Consider the following 13,776-nt stretch of genomic DNA (forward strand, 5'->3'; position numbering starts at 1 on the left):
GGCTCAGCGAGGGGGCTGGTAGCGATAGAGTTCGGCGGGGCGGAACGAGGCGCCGGTTTCGCGTTCGCCGGTCGGCGCCAGCCAGCCGCGATCGAGCATGCGGCGGCGGAAGGCAGGCTTGTTGAGGCGGGTGTCGAGGATCGCCTCGTACACGTCCTGCAGCGCGCGCAGGGTGAAACGCTCGGGGAGCAGGGCGAAGGCGATGCCCGAATAATCGAGCTTGCCGCGCAGCCGCAGCATCGCGACGCCGAGCATGTCGCCATGATCGAAGGCGAGGGCGAGCGGTTCGCCCTCGGCAAGCCGGGCCTCGACCGGGCCGCCGGTCTCGCCCTGCCAGGGCACGGTGAGGCGGGCGAGCGCCAGCTCCGGGGCTGCCTTCAATGCGGCGGCGAAGGCGCAGGCGGGGATCAGCGCGAAATAGGCGACGCTGATGATCCGCATGCGCGGATCGCGGTCGACTGCGCCGAAAGTGTAGAGCTGCTCGACATAGGCATCGGCCATGTGCGCCTTTTCGGCGAGCAGGCGGTGGGCGGCATCGTCGAGGCTTTCGCCGATGCCGACGAATCCGCCGGGCAATGCCCAGGCGCCCTGGAAGGGATGCTGGTCGCGGCGGGTTAGCAGCACCGCGGGGGCGCCGTCGACCACGCTCATCAGGATCAGGTCGACCGCTACCGAGGGGCGCTCGAATGCTGCAGGATCATAGCTTTCCAGGAAGGCGGCTTCGTCCATGCGCATCACCCTTATATGCGTTATGCACTTTACTTATTCGCGTTTTGCGCATAAGTAAAGTGGCGAGAATGGGAGACAGGCAATGTCGAGCTTCGTGATCGTGGTGGACATGCAGCGGGATTTCGTGGCGGCCGATGGCGCGTTGCCGGTGGCGGATGCCGAACGGATCGTCGCGCCGATGCGGGGCTGGCTGGCCGGACTGCGGCCCGATGCGGTGGCCGGGGTGCTGTTCACCTTCGATACGCATGTGCCTTTGGTCTATGCGGTGTCCGAGGAGGCGAAGCAGTTCCCGCCGCATTGCGAGAAGGGCGGGCCGGGCTGGGAGCTGGTGGTGGATCCGGGCGCGGTCGATCCGGCGATCGCGACCTGGCGGCTGGAAAAGGGCGTGTTCGACATGTGGGCCGAGCCGGGGCTGAGGATCGAATCGATCCGCGGGGAGGGCTCGGTCGAGCGCGAGGCATTCTTCTCGGGGCTGTTTCGTGGCGAGATCGACGAAGTGATCGTGGTCGGCGTCGCCGCCGATTATTGCGTTCGCTGGGCGGTCGAGGGGCTGATCGAGCGCGGCTTCCGGGTGACGGTGCCCGCCGGCCTGACCCGCGGCATCGCCCGGCCGATCGACCAGGTCGCGGCCGAGGAATGGGCAGGCGCCGATGTCGCGATCGCGGAGATGGCGTGATGCGTGTCCGTATCGGCCAAATCCACAAGGTCTATGTTGACGACAAGGCGGTCATCGTGGCACTTGGCGCTCGCATCGCTGCAAAACGGTTTGCAAAACAAGCAGGCAGTGACGCAGGAAACTGCTGAAAAGTCAGTTACTTGCGGGTATGGTGAAATGGTATCACAGGAGCTTCCCAAGCTTCTAGCGCGGGTTCGATTCCCGCTACCCGCTCCAACTTCCAGCTTCAGTCGATCACCCGGCCTTCGCCGATGAAGCGGCCTTCCCACAGATAGAAGCTGCCCGCCTCGCGGAGTGCGCGGACCGCGGCGTCGCCCGAGAGGAAGACGAAGCCCAACTCGCGGGTTTCCCCGGGGTGGAGGGGCGCGTCGCGGAGCAGGGGCAGTGCATCCCAGCCGACCAGTGGCTTGGTCGTCTCGGTCATGACCGGGCACGTCCAGCCTGGCTGCGCGGCGCTTTCGAGCCCACCCTCGGCGGTTTCGTACATCCGCACTTCGGCCGTCAGCTGGGGTGGCGCGATGCGCTGGAATTCGGCTCGGGACATAGGGGCTCCAATCTTCGACCGCGCCGGTTGGCGTACGAAGACGATTGGCGCAAGCCGGTCTTCCCATAAGCGAATAACTCGGACTATTGTGCCCGCCATGCTTCGCTGGCTCTCCACGCTCGCCCTGTTCCTCGCCACCCCCGCGCTGGCGCAGACGCCGCATCTGGAGGGCGGGCGGCTGATCGTCGACGGCAAGCCGTTCCTGATCCGCGGGGGCGAGCTGGGGAACAGCTCGGCGACCGACCGGGCGTGGCTCAGGCCGCACTGGCAGCGGCTCAAGGCGCTCGACCTCAACACGGTGCTGGCGCCGGTGACCTGGGAGGCGATCGAGCCGGAGGAAGGGAAGTTCGACTTTTCCAGCCTCGACTGGCTGGTCGAGGATGCGCGGGCCAACGACATGCGGCTGGTGCTGCTGTGGTTCGGGGTGTGGAAGAACAGCATGTCGACCTATGCGCCGGCCTGGGTGAAGCGCGACGGCAAGCGCTTCCTGCGCTCGACCGGCAAGGACGGGCAGCCGCAGGACATCCTCTCGGTATTCGGCAAGGCGACGCTCGACGCCGACGCGCGGGCGTTCGCGGCGGTGATGCAGCATCTCAAGGCGATCGATGGCGAGCGCCACACCGTGCTGATGGTGCAGGTCGAGAACGAGATGGGCTTCCTGCCGACGGCGCGCGAGCATGGAGCCCTGGCGGACGCCGCCTTTGCCCAATGGAAGGGCAGCGAGGAAGCGTTCACCGCGCATCACTATGCTCGCTTCGCCAATGCGGTCGCCGAGGCGGGGAAGCGCGAATATCGCCTGCCGATGTACGTCAACGGCGCGCAGGGGCGGCCAGGCAAGCTGCCGGGCGAATATCCCAGCGGTGGGCCGCTCGCGCATCTGATGCGGGAATGGAAGCAGGCGGGGCCGGCGATCGACATGCTCTCGCCCGATATCTACTTCCCGAACTTCGCCGGCATCACCGACGGCTATGTCGTGCCGGGCAATGTGCTGTTCGTGCCCGAGGCGAACGAGGCGGGCGACCCGCGTGCGCCGGCCAATGCGATGCGGGCGATCGGCAAGCATGGCGCGATCGGGTTCAGCCCCTTCGCGATCGAGCAGATCGCCGACAAGGACCGGCTGGGCGACTTCTATGCGATGCTCGAGCAACTGACCCCGGCACTGTTCGCGGCAAAGGCGCGGGACGGTTTCTCGCCGGTGGTGAGCTTCGAGGGGGTGGTCGACAGCAGCCCGCAGGTGGCGACGCTGGGCGGGTACAAGCTTACCGTGGGCTTTGTCGATCCCTGGACGCCCAAGGACAAGCAGGAACCGGCCGAGCATGGCGGAATCCTGATCTGGCTGGGCGGCGAGGATTATCTCATGGCGGGCAGCGGGATCACGGTGACCTTCGAGCCGCGCGTGGGCCTCGATTTCGTCGAGGAAGGTAGTTTCGTCGACGGCAAATGGGTCGCCGGGCGCAAGCTCAATGGCGACCAGACGCACCAGGGCCGGCACGTCCGCCTGCCGCCGGGCCAGTTCGGCATCCAGAGGGTGCGGCTCTACCGCTATTGAGTGGGCGCTCTTGCCCTTCTTTTCGTCATCCCCGCGAAGGCGGGGATCCAGGGCGGCAGAGCGATAACCTGCTTGGCTCTGGATCCCCGCCTTCGCGGGGATGACGGTTAAAAGAGAAAGGCGCCTCGCGATCGCGTTGAGCCATTTCGTATCCCGAGCGTTACGACCGGGATGGAAAGACTCTGGTTCATAACCAACCCCGGATCGGGATCGACCACCAAGGCCAAGTGCGATGCGCTGGAGGCCGTGTTCGAGGAACGCGGGCTGACCCTGGTCGGCCGCACCGAATTCCCGGCGGAGGAGATTCCCAAGGGGGCGTCGCTTACCCGGAAGAAGGTGGACACGGTCGTGCTGTTCGCGGGCGACGGGACGATCAACACGGCGCTCTGCGCGCTGGCCAGCTGGAAGGGCAGCTTCCTGATCCTGCCGGGCGGGACGATGAACCTGCTCGCCAGGTCGCTGCACCCCACGCTCGATCCCAAGGCGATCATCGAGGCGGCGCATGACGAGACCACGCGGGTGGCGCTGCCGTTCATCGAGGCGGGCGAGCATCGTGGTTTTGTCGGACTGATCCTGGGGCCGGCGACGGCGTGGTTCCGGGCGCGCGAGGCGGTACGCAAGGGTGCGATCAAGAAGCTGTTCCAGGCCGCGCATGTCGCGTGGAACCGGACCTTTGGAGGCAGCGGCATCCGGATCAACGGCGTGCCGGCGCTCAAGGACAGATATCAGGCAGTGTTCGTGCGGCCCGAGGGCAAGGAACTGCACGTAGCGGCGGTCGACGCGCGGGACTGGGGCTCGATCGTGCAGCTGGGCTGGGAATGGCTGACCGGCGACTGGGTCGCGGCGCATGCGGTGAGCGAGAGCCTGACCGACAGCCTGAGCCCGAAAGGGAACAAGCCGGTGCTCGCCTTGTTCGACGGGGAGCCGGTGTCGTTGCCGCCCGGCACGGCGATCCGGGCCGGCATGAGCCGCAAGGCCTTCATCGCGACACGCGAGGAGCTGGGATGACGCGTCTCTTCCACGTCAGCGACGTCCATTTCGGGGGCGAGGACCGCGCCGCGGTCGACTGGTTCGGCGCGCGGGTGAAGGAGGAGCAGCCCGATGCGGTGATCATGACCGGCGACCTGACGATGCAGGCGCGGGCGCGCGAGTTCTCGGCGGCGGCGAAATGGCTGAAGGACCTCGGCCGGCCGGTGACGGTGGAGGTGGGCAATCACGACCTGCCGTACTTCAACCTCTGGGCTCGGTTCGTGACGCCGTACAAACGCTATCAGGCACTCGAGCAGATGATCGAGAAGCCGCTCGACGTGAAGGGCGTGGCGGTGGTGCCGCTCAAGACCACGGCGCGCTTCCAGTGGCGGCTCAACTGGTCGAAGGGGCATGTGAGTACGCGCGCCCTGCAGGAGGCGCTGGCGCTGGTCGAGGCGGTACCGACGGGCGGCCTGGTGTTCGTCGCCTGCCACCACCCGCTGGTGGAAGGCGGCACGCTGGCGACCTCGCACACAAGGCACGGCGCCGAGGCGCTGGATGCGCTGGCGCAGGCAGGCGCGCATGCGGTGCTGACCGGCCATGTCCATGATCCGTTCGACATCGAGCGCGAGGTGAGCGGGCGGACCGTGCGGCTGATCGGCGCGGGCACGCTGTCCGAACGGGTGCGGGCCAAGCCGCCTTCGTTCAACGAGATCATTGTGGAGGGGGCGAGCTTCTCCACCCGGGCGCGGTTCATGGGGGAGGGGAGTGTGGCTCTGTAATTGAACGTCACCCCCGCGGAAGCGGGGGCCCATCTCCCGGGCTATCCGCGATCACAACGGCGGTGCTTGCCGATTCTGCACGAGATGGGCCCCCGCTTTCGCGGGGGTGACGGCTGGTTTCGTGGCGTCGCTATCGCTTCGAGATATCCTGGCCGAACACCAGCAGATTGCCGTCAGGGGCCACCACCATCAGCTCGCGCTGGCCGTAGATCTGGTCGATCGGGCCATAGATGTCGCCGTCGTTGAGCAGCGGTGCCTTGGGGGCCAGCTCCGCGGCGACCGCATCGACATCCTCGACATCGACATAATAGCAGAAGCGGCGATTGCCCGGCGGGGCGCCGTCGTCGCCGGCGTTCTGGAGGATGCGGAAGGCCGCCTGCTCGCGCCGGACATAGGCATAGTTGGTGGTGCGGAAATAGAGTTCGAAGCCGAGCACCTCGGTGAAGAACCATAGGGCCTTGTCGAAGTCCGGCACGTGCATGAACGGCGTGATGCGGTAGAGATTGGCCATCGTTCACCCTCCCGAAGGCGCGCCCCATTGCCGGGGCGGAACGATAGCGCAATCCGGATACGTCGTTAAGCGCGGAACAACTGTAATGGCCCGCGCCCGCCCGTGCTCCAGGTCGACCAGTTGGGGAAGACATAGGGCATGTCGGCATCGCTGACGCCGTGCCAGCGGGCGATGGCGCCGATATATTCCTCCTGCGCGACGGCGGGGACGAAGCGGCCCTCGCTGCTCACGTCGGTCGCGCCGCCGAGCACCGGGTCCGGATAGGCGCCGAAGATGCCGCCGGGCGTGACGTTGCCGCCGACCACGAGGTGATTGCCGCCCCAGGCATGGTCGGTGCCGTTCTGGGCATTGCCGCGATAGGTGCGGCCGAAGTCGCTCATCGTGAAGGCAGTGACGTTCTCCGCCATGCCGATCGACTGCATCGCGCGGTGGAAGCCGGCCAGCGCCATGGCAAGGTCGCCGAGCAGATTGGCGTGAGTGCCGCTATCGTTGGTGCCGCCGTTCACCTGGCCCGAATGATTGTCATAGCCGCCCTGGCTGACGAAGAAGCTCTGGCGGTTATGGCCGAGCGAACCGCGCGCATCGATCATCCGGGCGACGCGCATCAGCTGGCGGGCGACATCGCTGGTCAGCGCGGCGCCGGTGGTCGGGTTGACGAAATAGCCGTCGAGCGCGCTGGTCGCCGAGATGATGCCGTTGGCGGTGGTCGCCTGGGCATAGCTGGCGTTGATGTCGCGGGCGCTGGCTTCGGCCACGGCGCCCAGGCCGGTGGCCGAGGAGAAGGCATCGAGCGCGCTGTTCTTGGCGGTGTTCGCCGCGCTGGTGCCGGTCGAATAGCCCGAGCGGCCCAGCGTGCCGGTGGAGGGCAGGACCAGCGCCGAGCTGGTCTTGCCGATCACCGCCAGGTTCGAGCCGGCGATCGAGATCATCGACGGGATGCTGCTGACGCCCATCCGGTCGGTGAGGCGGCCCATGAAGCCGTCGGTGGCGAAGTCGCGGGCGCGCAGGCCCTGCCAGTGCGCCTGCTCGTCCGAATGGCTGAGCAGGTTCATCGGGCGCAGATCGGCGCGCGACTGATAGGTCGCCTTGGTCAGCGGCGCGTAGAGCGTGCCGGCATTGAGCACCAGGCCGAGGCTGCCCTCGTCCCAGATCGGGCGGAGCGCGGCCATTGCCGGATGCAGCGCATAGGCGGTGCCGGTGAGCGCGGTGAGCCGGCTGGCGGCGATGCCGACGCTGCCGCGCGCGGCGAGATAGGCGGCGTGCCGGGCATCGGTGGGGATGACCATGTTCCAGCTGTCATTGCCGCCGAACAGGAACACGCCGACCATGGCGCGGTAGCTGCCGTTCGGGGCGGCCATCGCGGTGGTGCGGCCGAGCTGGCCGATCGCGGCAAGCGCGCCGGCGCCGGCAGTGACCTTCAGGAGATCGCGTCGGGAAAAAGTCATGTCCGGGCTCCTCAGCGATCGACCAGGAACATCGGGCTCGAGGCCGCGACGTAGAGCATCATCTGGGCGCGGCGGCGCGCCTGGATGGTGGCATCGCCATTGGTGATGGGCGTGGCGGCGGCCTTGAGCTTGTCCTTCTGCGCCTGGCTCAGCGTGTTGGCGAAGAGGGTCAGGTCGATGCGCGCCACCATCGCGTCGAGATCGGTGCCCATCGCTTCCCAGGGCGCCCAGAGCGGCTGGGTGAGCGAGGACATGGGCAGGCCCGAATCCAGCGCATATTCGCTGCGCGTGGCATCGCCCGAGACGGTCCAGTCATAGACGAAATTGTGCCAGCGCAGCACGTTGGAGGTGTTGAGCAGCTTCGAGGCCGGGCTCTTCAGCGTGGTCGAGCCGGGCAGCGGGAAATCGTCCGGATAGAAGTTGAACACCGAAGGCGCGCGGAACACCGGCTGGCCCAGGGCGCTGTCGCGCGTGACGAAGACATAGCCGTCGGTCGCGAAGCCGATCGCGCGGGCGAGGCCGGTCATCAGCAGCACCGGCTCCTTGAGCTTGCCGCTGGTCGCGGTCGGCGCGCTCCGCGCCTCGCTGTCGAGCAGGATCGCGCGGACCACCGCCTTCATGTCGCCGCGCGTGCCGGCGCCATTGTCGGCGAACACCGCCGCCACGCGGGCGACATAGGCCGGGCTGGGGTTGGCGGTGACGAGATGGACGATCATGTGGCGCGCGACGAAGGGCGCGGTGGAGGGGTTGTTGAACGCGGCATCGACCACAGCGGCGACGCTGGCATCCTGGCTGGCGCCCGCCGACACGCTGGTGCCGAGGAAATTCTTCTGGGTGCTGTCGTAGCGGTTCGCGACCTGGATCATCGGCCTGGAATAGTCGCGGGCATTGCCATCGGTGATCGCGGCGCCCCCGACCCGCGCATAGGTCCAGCCGGTCAGCGCCTTGGCGACGCCCTTGATGTCGTCGGTCGTATAGTTGGGGATGGCCGCGCCGGCGCCGTCGCGCTTCAGGCTGCCGTCCATGTTGAGCGCGTCCGGGCCCATCGAGAAGAGCTGGAGCAGCTCGCGGGCGTAATTCTCCGACGGGCCCGACTTGTTGCTGTCGGCCATGTCGAGATAGTCGCCCATATAGCCGAGCATCGTGACCTGCTGGAGGATGTCGCGATAGTTGCCGAAGGCGTTGGCGAGGAAGATCTGGTTGAACGCGGCGATGCCGGCGGTCGAGTTCACCTCGGCCTCGGAGGCGACGACCATCTGGCCGAGCGCGAAGGCGGTGCGCTGGCGCAGCTGGTCCGATCCGGCGACGGCATTGGCGTAAAAGCGCATCGCCACCGGCGTGCGGCTGAAATGGGCGCGGCTGCAGACCGTGTCGCCATTGGCGCAGAAGTCGCGGCGGACCTCGGCGGCGAGATCGGCATAGGTGCTCGATGATGCCGCGAGCTGCTCGTCGACCCAGGCGATGGCGCCGAGCGACTTGATGCGGGCGACGAGATCGGGCGTGGGGCCGAAGCTCGCCTGCTTGGCGAGGCGCGCCGCGTCGCCATCGGTGAACACCACCGGGGTGGGCGTGGGGCTGGGCGCGGTGACCACGCCGCCGGCGCTGCCGCCCGACGACGATCCGCCCCCGCCGCCGCCATCACAGCCCGCGAGCGCGAGCAGACCGAATGCCGCGCTGAGCACGGCCAGTTTGCGTTGTACGAACACCCGAAGTCCCCCGAGGCCGCGGAAAAGCCGCGACCTGCACGTCTTTGAATAATTTAGCGGGAAAATCGGGACAACCTGCAGAAATACCTAAGGAAATCTTCATCGCGATTGCGCGGTGCGCAAACCCCGCAGGGCAGGCCGATAGTTGCGGAATCGCAACGGCTCGCGTGACGACGAGGCGAGGCTGGTGCGGGACGGATCGCGAAGGCGATTGACTCGCGTGCAATCTTGTCTCATACTTCTGTTATGACAGAAATTACGGACAATGCTGTTCAGTTGCCGATCGCGGTGCAGCAGTTCGTGCTGCACTGGGGCGAGATGGGCGGGCAATGGGGCGTCAACCGCTCGGTCGCGCAGATCCATGCGCTGCTCTACCTCTCCGACCGGCCGCTGAATGCCGAGGAGATCAGCGACACGCTGCGCATCGCGCGGAGCAATACGTCGAACAGCCTGAAGGAACTGTTGGGCTGGAAACTGATCCGCCGGGTGCCGGTGATGGGCGACCGGCGGGATCATTACGAAGCCGAGGTCGACCTGATGCAGATGCTCACGCGCATCGCCCAGGGCCGCAAGGAGCGCGAGATCGATCCGGCGGTAGCGGCGCTGCGCATCTGCACCGAGGAGGCGAAGCGCGACGCGGCGATCTCCGGCACGGCGCGCGAGCGGATCGTGGCGATGCAGGACTTCGTCGTGACGATCGACGATTGGTACCAGCAGATGATGAGCGTGCCGCCGGGGCGGCTGATGATGCTGATCCGGCTGGGCAAGAAGGTCCTGGCCTTCCTGCCCAAGGGCAAGAGCGCGTAGCGGAAGGGAGCGGTCCCATGGGTGCGGCAATCGGATATGCGCCGGGTTCGCTGGCCCGCTATGCCGATTGGCACCGGGCGACGGCGCCGCGCCTCGACGACGAGGCCAGCCCGTTCGCACGGCTGCTCGGCGAGCGCTGGCTGTTCCTGCCGCCCGCGACGCGCCGCCGCTTCCTGCGCAAGATCGCGCCCGGTGCCTGCGTCTCCTATCTGGGCGAAGTCGCCGAGTGCCGGATGAGCCTTGCGGGGCGCGTGCTGGCGCAGGTGGCGCGGCTGATCGGCGGGCCGCTGCCGCTGGGCACGGACATTGGCGTTTCGGCCAGCGTCAGCGTGACGGCGGATGCCGAGGGGCAGGGGCAATACTGGACGCGCCAATATGGCCGTGCACAGGGTTTTCCACAGGTTATCCACAGCGCCAAGCGCTTCGCCGGGCCGACGGGAATCGAGGAATATCTGGGGCTTGGCGTGGGGATAGCGCTGCGGCTGGAGGAAGCGGGTGGAGCGCTGCTGTTCGTCGGCGATCATTATTTCCTGAAGCTCGGCAGGCTGCGGATGAAGCTGCCGGACTGGGCGATGCCAGGCAGGCTGACGGTGGGGCATATGGATATCGGCGGCGGGCGCTTCGTGTTCAGCCTCGACCTGGTCCATCCGCTGCTCGGCGGGCTGGTCCACCAGCTTTGCGTGTTTGCGGATCCGGCGGAATGAGAGGACTCCCGTACAAATGGGCGCTGGGCATCGCTACGGCCGTAGCGACGCTGATCGCCGCGGCGATGATCTCGCACGCAATGGGGCATGACGATCCCGTCTATATGGTGCGCGCCGCAATCGCGCCCGGCGCACTGATCGCCTTCGCCCAGCTGGCACTCGCCGGGCCGCCGCTGGCGCGGCTGGTGACGGGAAAGGGCCCGCTCGACTGGCCGCAGGCGGCGCTGCTCGGGATGCTCATCGCCGCGCTGCCGGCGGTTATCGCGCTCGGCGTGCTCGGGCCGTTGCGGTCCGTGTTCGGCGAGGCGCTGGAGCTGCGGGCCTGGGGTGTGGCGGTGGCGGCGCTGGCGCTGTCCGGGATCGTCGGCGGGCTGGTCTTCCGGGCGCTCCACGACGCGGGTGCGAGGTGAGCGACACGCGCCCGATCATCCTGTTCGACGGCGTCTGCTTGCTGTGCACCGCCAATGCGCAATTCGTGCTGCGGCATGACCGGCGCGGGCATTTCCGGCTCGCCTCGGTGCAGAGCGAGGCGGGTCGGGCGCTGTGCGAGCGCTTCAGGGTGGACTGGGACGATCCCGATACGATGCTGGTGATCGAAGGCGATCGGGCGCGGCGCGACAGCGATGCAGTGCTGGCGATTGCCGAGGGGCTGGGCTGGCCGTGGCGGGCGCTGCGCGCGTTGCGGGTGATCCCGCGGGGCTGGCGCGATGCGCTCTACCGCCGCGTGGCGCGCAATCGCTACCGGCTGTTCGGCAAGCGCGAGACCTGTTGGGTGCCGAGCCCGGAGCAAAGGGCGCGCATCCTGTGAGCCGTATCCTGGTCATCGGGGGCTATGGCGGGTTCGGCGCGCGGCTGAGCCGGCGACTGCTTGGTGCCGGCCATACGGTGCTGGTGGCGGGGCGGAGCCTCGACAAGGCGGCGGCGTTCTGTGCGGGGCTGGAGGGTGCAGAGCCGGTAGTCGCCGACCGGACCAACGGCATCGGTATGGTGCTGGCGCGCGAGCGGCCGGATCTGGTGATCGATGCCGCCGGGCCTTTCCAGAACTGCGGTTACACGGTGCCCGAGGCCTGCATCGCGATGCGCATACCCTATCTCGATCTGGCAGACGCGCGGGAGTTCGTGGCCGGCATTGGCGGGCTGAGCAAGGGTGCGGCGGTGGCGGTGCCCATCGTCAGCGGCGCCTCGAGCCTGCCGGCGCTGTCGGGCGCGGCGGCGCGGCAGCTCGCGCAGGGGCTGGCGCGGGTGGAGCGCGTCGAGATCGCGCTCAGCGCCTCGAACCGGGCAGTGGCCGGGCTCGCGGTGGCGGAGGCGATCCTCTCCTATGTCGGCAGGCCGGTGCGGCTGTGGCGCGGGCAGCGCTGGGCGCAGGCGACGGGATGGCAGGAACTGCGACGCGAGACCTTCGCCATCCCCGGCAGCGCGCCGCTGCGCCGCTGGGTCGCGCTGGCCGATGTGCCCGACCTCGCCCTGATGCCCGAAACGCTGCCCGGCAAGCCGGCGGTGACCTTCCGGGCGGGAACCGAGCAGGGGCTGCACATGCTCGGGCTATGGGCGATGAGCTGGCCGGTGCGCTGGGGATGGATCGGCGGGCTGCGCGGCGCCGCGCCCTGGCTGCACCGGCTCCAGCGCGTCACCGGCTGGGCGCGCAGCGACCGTTCGGCGATGACGGTGACGCTCACCGGCTCGGGCGTCGAACGGCGCTGGACGCTGATCGCCGAGAATGGCGACGGACCTGAGATCCCGACGCTCGCCGCCCATCTGCTGGCCGGGGAAGTGCTCGCCGGCCACGTGGCGCCGGGCGCGCGGGACGCGAGCGGGCTGCTGACGCTCGAACAGTTCGCTCCGCTGTTCGCCGAGCTGGCGATCCGGACGGAGGTGACCGAACGCGCGGTCGATCCGCTCTACGCCCGGGCGATGGGATCGCGCTTCGCCCGGCTACCCGAGGCGGTGCGCGGCATGCATGACTTCATCGGCGATGCCGGGGCATCGGGGGAAGGGGAGGTACGCCGCGGCAAGGGGCTGGCCTGGCTGGTGGGACGCGTGATGGGCTTCCCGCTCGCGGGCAGCTGGCCGCTGCGCGTTACCTTCTCGGCGCGGGACGGCAAGGAGCGCTGGACGCGGGATTTCGGCGGGCACACCTTCTCGAGTGAACTCAGTCAGGCGGGGCAGGGCGTGGCCGAGCGGTTCGGGCCGCTGCGCTTCGCCTTCGACCTGCCTTCGGACGGAGGGGGGCTGAAGATGGTGCTGCGCGGCTGGACGGCGTTCGGCGTGCCGATGCCGCGCTGGCTGGGCCCGCGGATCGATGCGCGCGAATGGCAGGAGGACGCGCGCTTCCGTTTCGAGGTGGCCGTGGCAATGCCGCTGCTCGGGCCGGTGGTGCGCTATACCGGCTGGCTGGTGCGGGCATGAGGGAGCCGGTGCCCTTCGGCAAGGTGATGGGGGCGTTGCTCGTCGCCGCGATCGCGGCATCGATTCTGGGCGGCACGATCCTCGGGCTTCTCTTTGCGCGCGAGGCAGTTGCGGCGCTGGCGGCGGCGCCGGTCGTCCTGCTCTATGCCCTAGTGTTCGGCTTCCCGCTCGCCTTTGGCCATGCGCTGCTGTTGGGCTTGCCGGCTTATCTGTGGCTCGAACGCCGCTACCAGTTGCACTGGTGGAATGCGATGGGAGCGGGCGCCGTGATCGGAGCGCTGCCGGCGCTCTTCTGGATCGGGCCCGCATCGGCATGGGACGCTATGATTCCCCTGCTGATCCTGGGAGCGAGCGGTGCGGGCGGCGGGCTGGTGTTCCGGTTGGCGCTTCGCGACCTGATGCGGAGGCCCTAGCGCAGCCACTTCGCCATTTGCGGATAAACCGGCAGGCCGAGCGCCTCGGCCTGGTGCGGCTCGGCGGCCATGCCGTAATATTGGAGCATGGGCGGGCCGGGGCCCTTGCCGCTGTCGAACGCGATGGCCAGCGCCTCGCCGCCGCCGAGATAGCCGTCGGCATGGAACAGCGCGCGCGTATCGATGCCGATCGCGCGGGCCGCGGCATAGGACCAGGCGATCGCCGCCATCTCCTCGCCGGGATCGCTCTCCACGTCGCAGAGCGTCGGGCGCAAGGCCGGATCGGTGCAGGCGATATGGCCCGCCTCGTGGAGCAGGTCGCCAGGATGGAAGGCGCGCTCGGGATCGAGCACCAGCCCGCCGTCACGCACTTCGATGCCGGGCAGGAAGCTGTCGCCCTCGATCCTGCCCCGGCTTACCGGGATGCCGATCTCGTCGAGAAAGGCGAGGATGCGGATCGTGTCGGGGTGGTCGAGCGCCATGGCGCGACGCTAGCCGTGCGATCCCCAAACGAAAAGAGGCGGCCCGTTGC

17 protein-coding genes and 1 tRNA gene are annotated in these 13,776 nt (G+C 68.3%); 12 read left to right on the forward strand and 6 right to left on the reverse strand.

Annotation, left to right across the window (positions count from 1 at the left end; translation table 11 throughout):
- Window positions 1-3: 3 nt before the first annotated feature.
- Complete coding sequence (locus J2W22_RS19320) at window positions 4-729, reverse strand: NUDIX hydrolase (RefSeq protein ID WP_307119911.1); 726 nt, start codon at window positions 727-729, stop codon at window positions 4-6.
- An 82-nt stretch (window positions 730-811) separates the two neighbouring features.
- Between J2W22_RS19320 and J2W22_RS19325 the strand changes: the two genes are divergently transcribed.
- The 3 genes from J2W22_RS19325 (at window position 812) to J2W22_RS19335 (ending at window position 1,621) form a co-directional block, all read left to right on the forward strand.
- Window positions 812-1,405: a cysteine hydrolase family protein gene (locus J2W22_RS19325; protein WP_307119912.1), complete on the forward strand. Its 594-nt coding sequence runs from the start codon at window positions 812-814 to the stop codon at window positions 1,403-1,405.
- Entirely contained in the window at window positions 1,405-1,533 is a 129-nt protein-coding gene (locus tag J2W22_RS19330) for a hypothetical protein (protein WP_307119913.1), read from the forward strand. Before J2W22_RS19325 ends, J2W22_RS19330 begins: the two co-directional genes overlap by 1 nt.
- A gap of 14 nt (window positions 1,534-1,547) precedes the next feature.
- A tRNA-Gly gene (locus J2W22_RS19335) sits at window positions 1,548-1,621 on the forward strand.
- Between the two features lie 10 nt (window positions 1,622-1,631).
- Here the strand turns inward: J2W22_RS19335 and J2W22_RS19340 are convergent.
- The gene (locus J2W22_RS19340; protein WP_307119914.1) at window positions 1,632-1,949 is read right to left on the reverse strand and encodes a hypothetical protein; all 318 of its coding nucleotides are present in this window, start codon (window positions 1,947-1,949) and stop codon (window positions 1,632-1,634) included.
- Between the two features lie 97 nt (window positions 1,950-2,046).
- Between J2W22_RS19340 and J2W22_RS19345 the strand changes: the two genes are divergently transcribed.
- The 3 genes from J2W22_RS19345 to J2W22_RS19355 all read left to right on the forward strand — a co-directional run bounded on the left by J2W22_RS19345 (window position 2,047) and on the right by J2W22_RS19355 (window position 5,249).
- Window positions 2,047-3,498, forward strand: a complete 1,452-nt coding sequence (locus J2W22_RS19345) for a DUF5597 domain-containing protein (protein ID WP_307119915.1) — start codon at window positions 2,047-2,049, stop codon at window positions 3,496-3,498.
- Window positions 3,499-3,669: 171 nt separating this feature from the next.
- A complete protein-coding gene (locus J2W22_RS19350; RefSeq protein WP_307119916.1) occupies window positions 3,670-4,506 on the forward strand; it encodes a diacylglycerol/lipid kinase family protein in 837 nt (278 codons plus the stop codon).
- On the forward strand, window positions 4,503-5,249 hold the full coding sequence (locus J2W22_RS19355) for a metallophosphoesterase family protein (RefSeq protein WP_307119917.1): 747 nt from the start codon (window positions 4,503-4,505) through the stop codon (window positions 5,247-5,249). The genes J2W22_RS19350 and J2W22_RS19355 overlap by 4 nt, the downstream gene beginning before the upstream one ends.
- Before the next feature lie 130 nt (window positions 5,250-5,379).
- Here the strand turns inward: J2W22_RS19355 and J2W22_RS19360 are convergent, their stop codons facing one another.
- The 3 genes from J2W22_RS19360 to J2W22_RS19370 all read right to left on the reverse strand — a co-directional run bounded on the left by J2W22_RS19360 (window position 5,380) and on the right by J2W22_RS19370 (window position 8,911).
- On the reverse strand, window positions 5,380-5,760 hold the full coding sequence (locus tag J2W22_RS19360; protein ID WP_307119918.1) for a bleomycin resistance protein: 381 nt from the start codon (window positions 5,758-5,760) through the stop codon (window positions 5,380-5,382).
- Window positions 5,761-5,825: 65 nt separating this feature from the next.
- Window positions 5,826-7,205 carry a DUF1501 domain-containing protein gene (locus J2W22_RS19365; RefSeq protein ID WP_307119919.1) on the reverse strand — a complete coding sequence of 460 codons (1,380 nt, stop codon included), beginning with the start codon at window positions 7,203-7,205 and terminating at the stop codon, window positions 5,826-5,828.
- A gap of 11 nt (window positions 7,206-7,216) precedes the next feature.
- Window positions 7,217-8,911: a DUF1800 domain-containing protein gene (locus J2W22_RS19370; protein ID WP_307119920.1), complete on the reverse strand. Its 1,695-nt coding sequence runs from the start codon at window positions 8,909-8,911 to the stop codon at window positions 7,217-7,219.
- A 246-nt stretch (window positions 8,912-9,157) separates the two neighbouring features.
- Between J2W22_RS19370 and J2W22_RS19375 the strand changes: the two genes are divergently transcribed.
- Genes J2W22_RS19375 through J2W22_RS19400 form a run of 6 tightly spaced genes read left to right on the forward strand, consistent with a single transcriptional unit; the run spans window position 9,158 to window position 13,244 of the window.
- Window positions 9,158-9,718: a GbsR/MarR family transcriptional regulator gene (locus J2W22_RS19375; protein WP_307119921.1), complete on the forward strand. Its 561-nt coding sequence runs from the start codon at window positions 9,158-9,160 to the stop codon at window positions 9,716-9,718.
- 17 nt (window positions 9,719-9,735) lie between these two features.
- Window positions 9,736-10,422, forward strand: a complete 687-nt coding sequence (locus tag J2W22_RS19380) for a DUF4166 domain-containing protein (protein ID WP_307119922.1) — start codon at window positions 9,736-9,738, stop codon at window positions 10,420-10,422.
- Window positions 10,419-10,832 carry a hypothetical protein gene (locus tag J2W22_RS19385; RefSeq protein ID WP_307119923.1) on the forward strand — a complete coding sequence of 138 codons (414 nt, stop codon included), beginning with the start codon at window positions 10,419-10,421 and terminating at the stop codon, window positions 10,830-10,832. Before J2W22_RS19380 ends, J2W22_RS19385 begins: the two co-directional genes overlap by 4 nt.
- Window positions 10,829-11,230 (forward strand): thiol-disulfide oxidoreductase DCC family protein, encoded by a 402-nt coding sequence (locus tag J2W22_RS19390; protein WP_307119924.1) that lies wholly within the window; start codon window positions 10,829-10,831, stop codon window positions 11,228-11,230. Before J2W22_RS19385 ends, J2W22_RS19390 begins: the two co-directional genes overlap by 4 nt.
- Window positions 11,227-12,831, forward strand: a complete 1,605-nt coding sequence (locus tag J2W22_RS19395; RefSeq protein WP_307119925.1) for an SDR family oxidoreductase — start codon at window positions 11,227-11,229, stop codon at window positions 12,829-12,831. Before J2W22_RS19390 ends, J2W22_RS19395 begins: the two co-directional genes overlap by 4 nt.
- Window positions 12,828-13,244 carry a hypothetical protein gene (locus J2W22_RS19400; protein WP_307119926.1) on the forward strand — a complete coding sequence of 139 codons (417 nt, stop codon included), beginning with the start codon at window positions 12,828-12,830 and terminating at the stop codon, window positions 13,242-13,244. Before J2W22_RS19395 ends, J2W22_RS19400 begins: the two co-directional genes overlap by 4 nt.
- Here the strand turns inward: J2W22_RS19400 and J2W22_RS19405 are convergent.
- Window positions 13,241-13,726, reverse strand: a complete 486-nt coding sequence (locus J2W22_RS19405) for a hypothetical protein (RefSeq protein WP_307119927.1) — start codon at window positions 13,724-13,726, stop codon at window positions 13,241-13,243. The genes J2W22_RS19400 and J2W22_RS19405 overlap by 4 nt on opposite strands.
- Between the last annotated feature and the right edge of the window lie 50 nt (window positions 13,727-13,776).

It is taken from the genome of Sphingomonas kyeonggiensis, from assembly GCF_030812785.1.
GTDB classification, from domain to species: domain Bacteria; phylum Pseudomonadota; class Alphaproteobacteria; order Sphingomonadales; family Sphingomonadaceae; genus Sphingomonas; species Sphingomonas kyeonggiensis_B.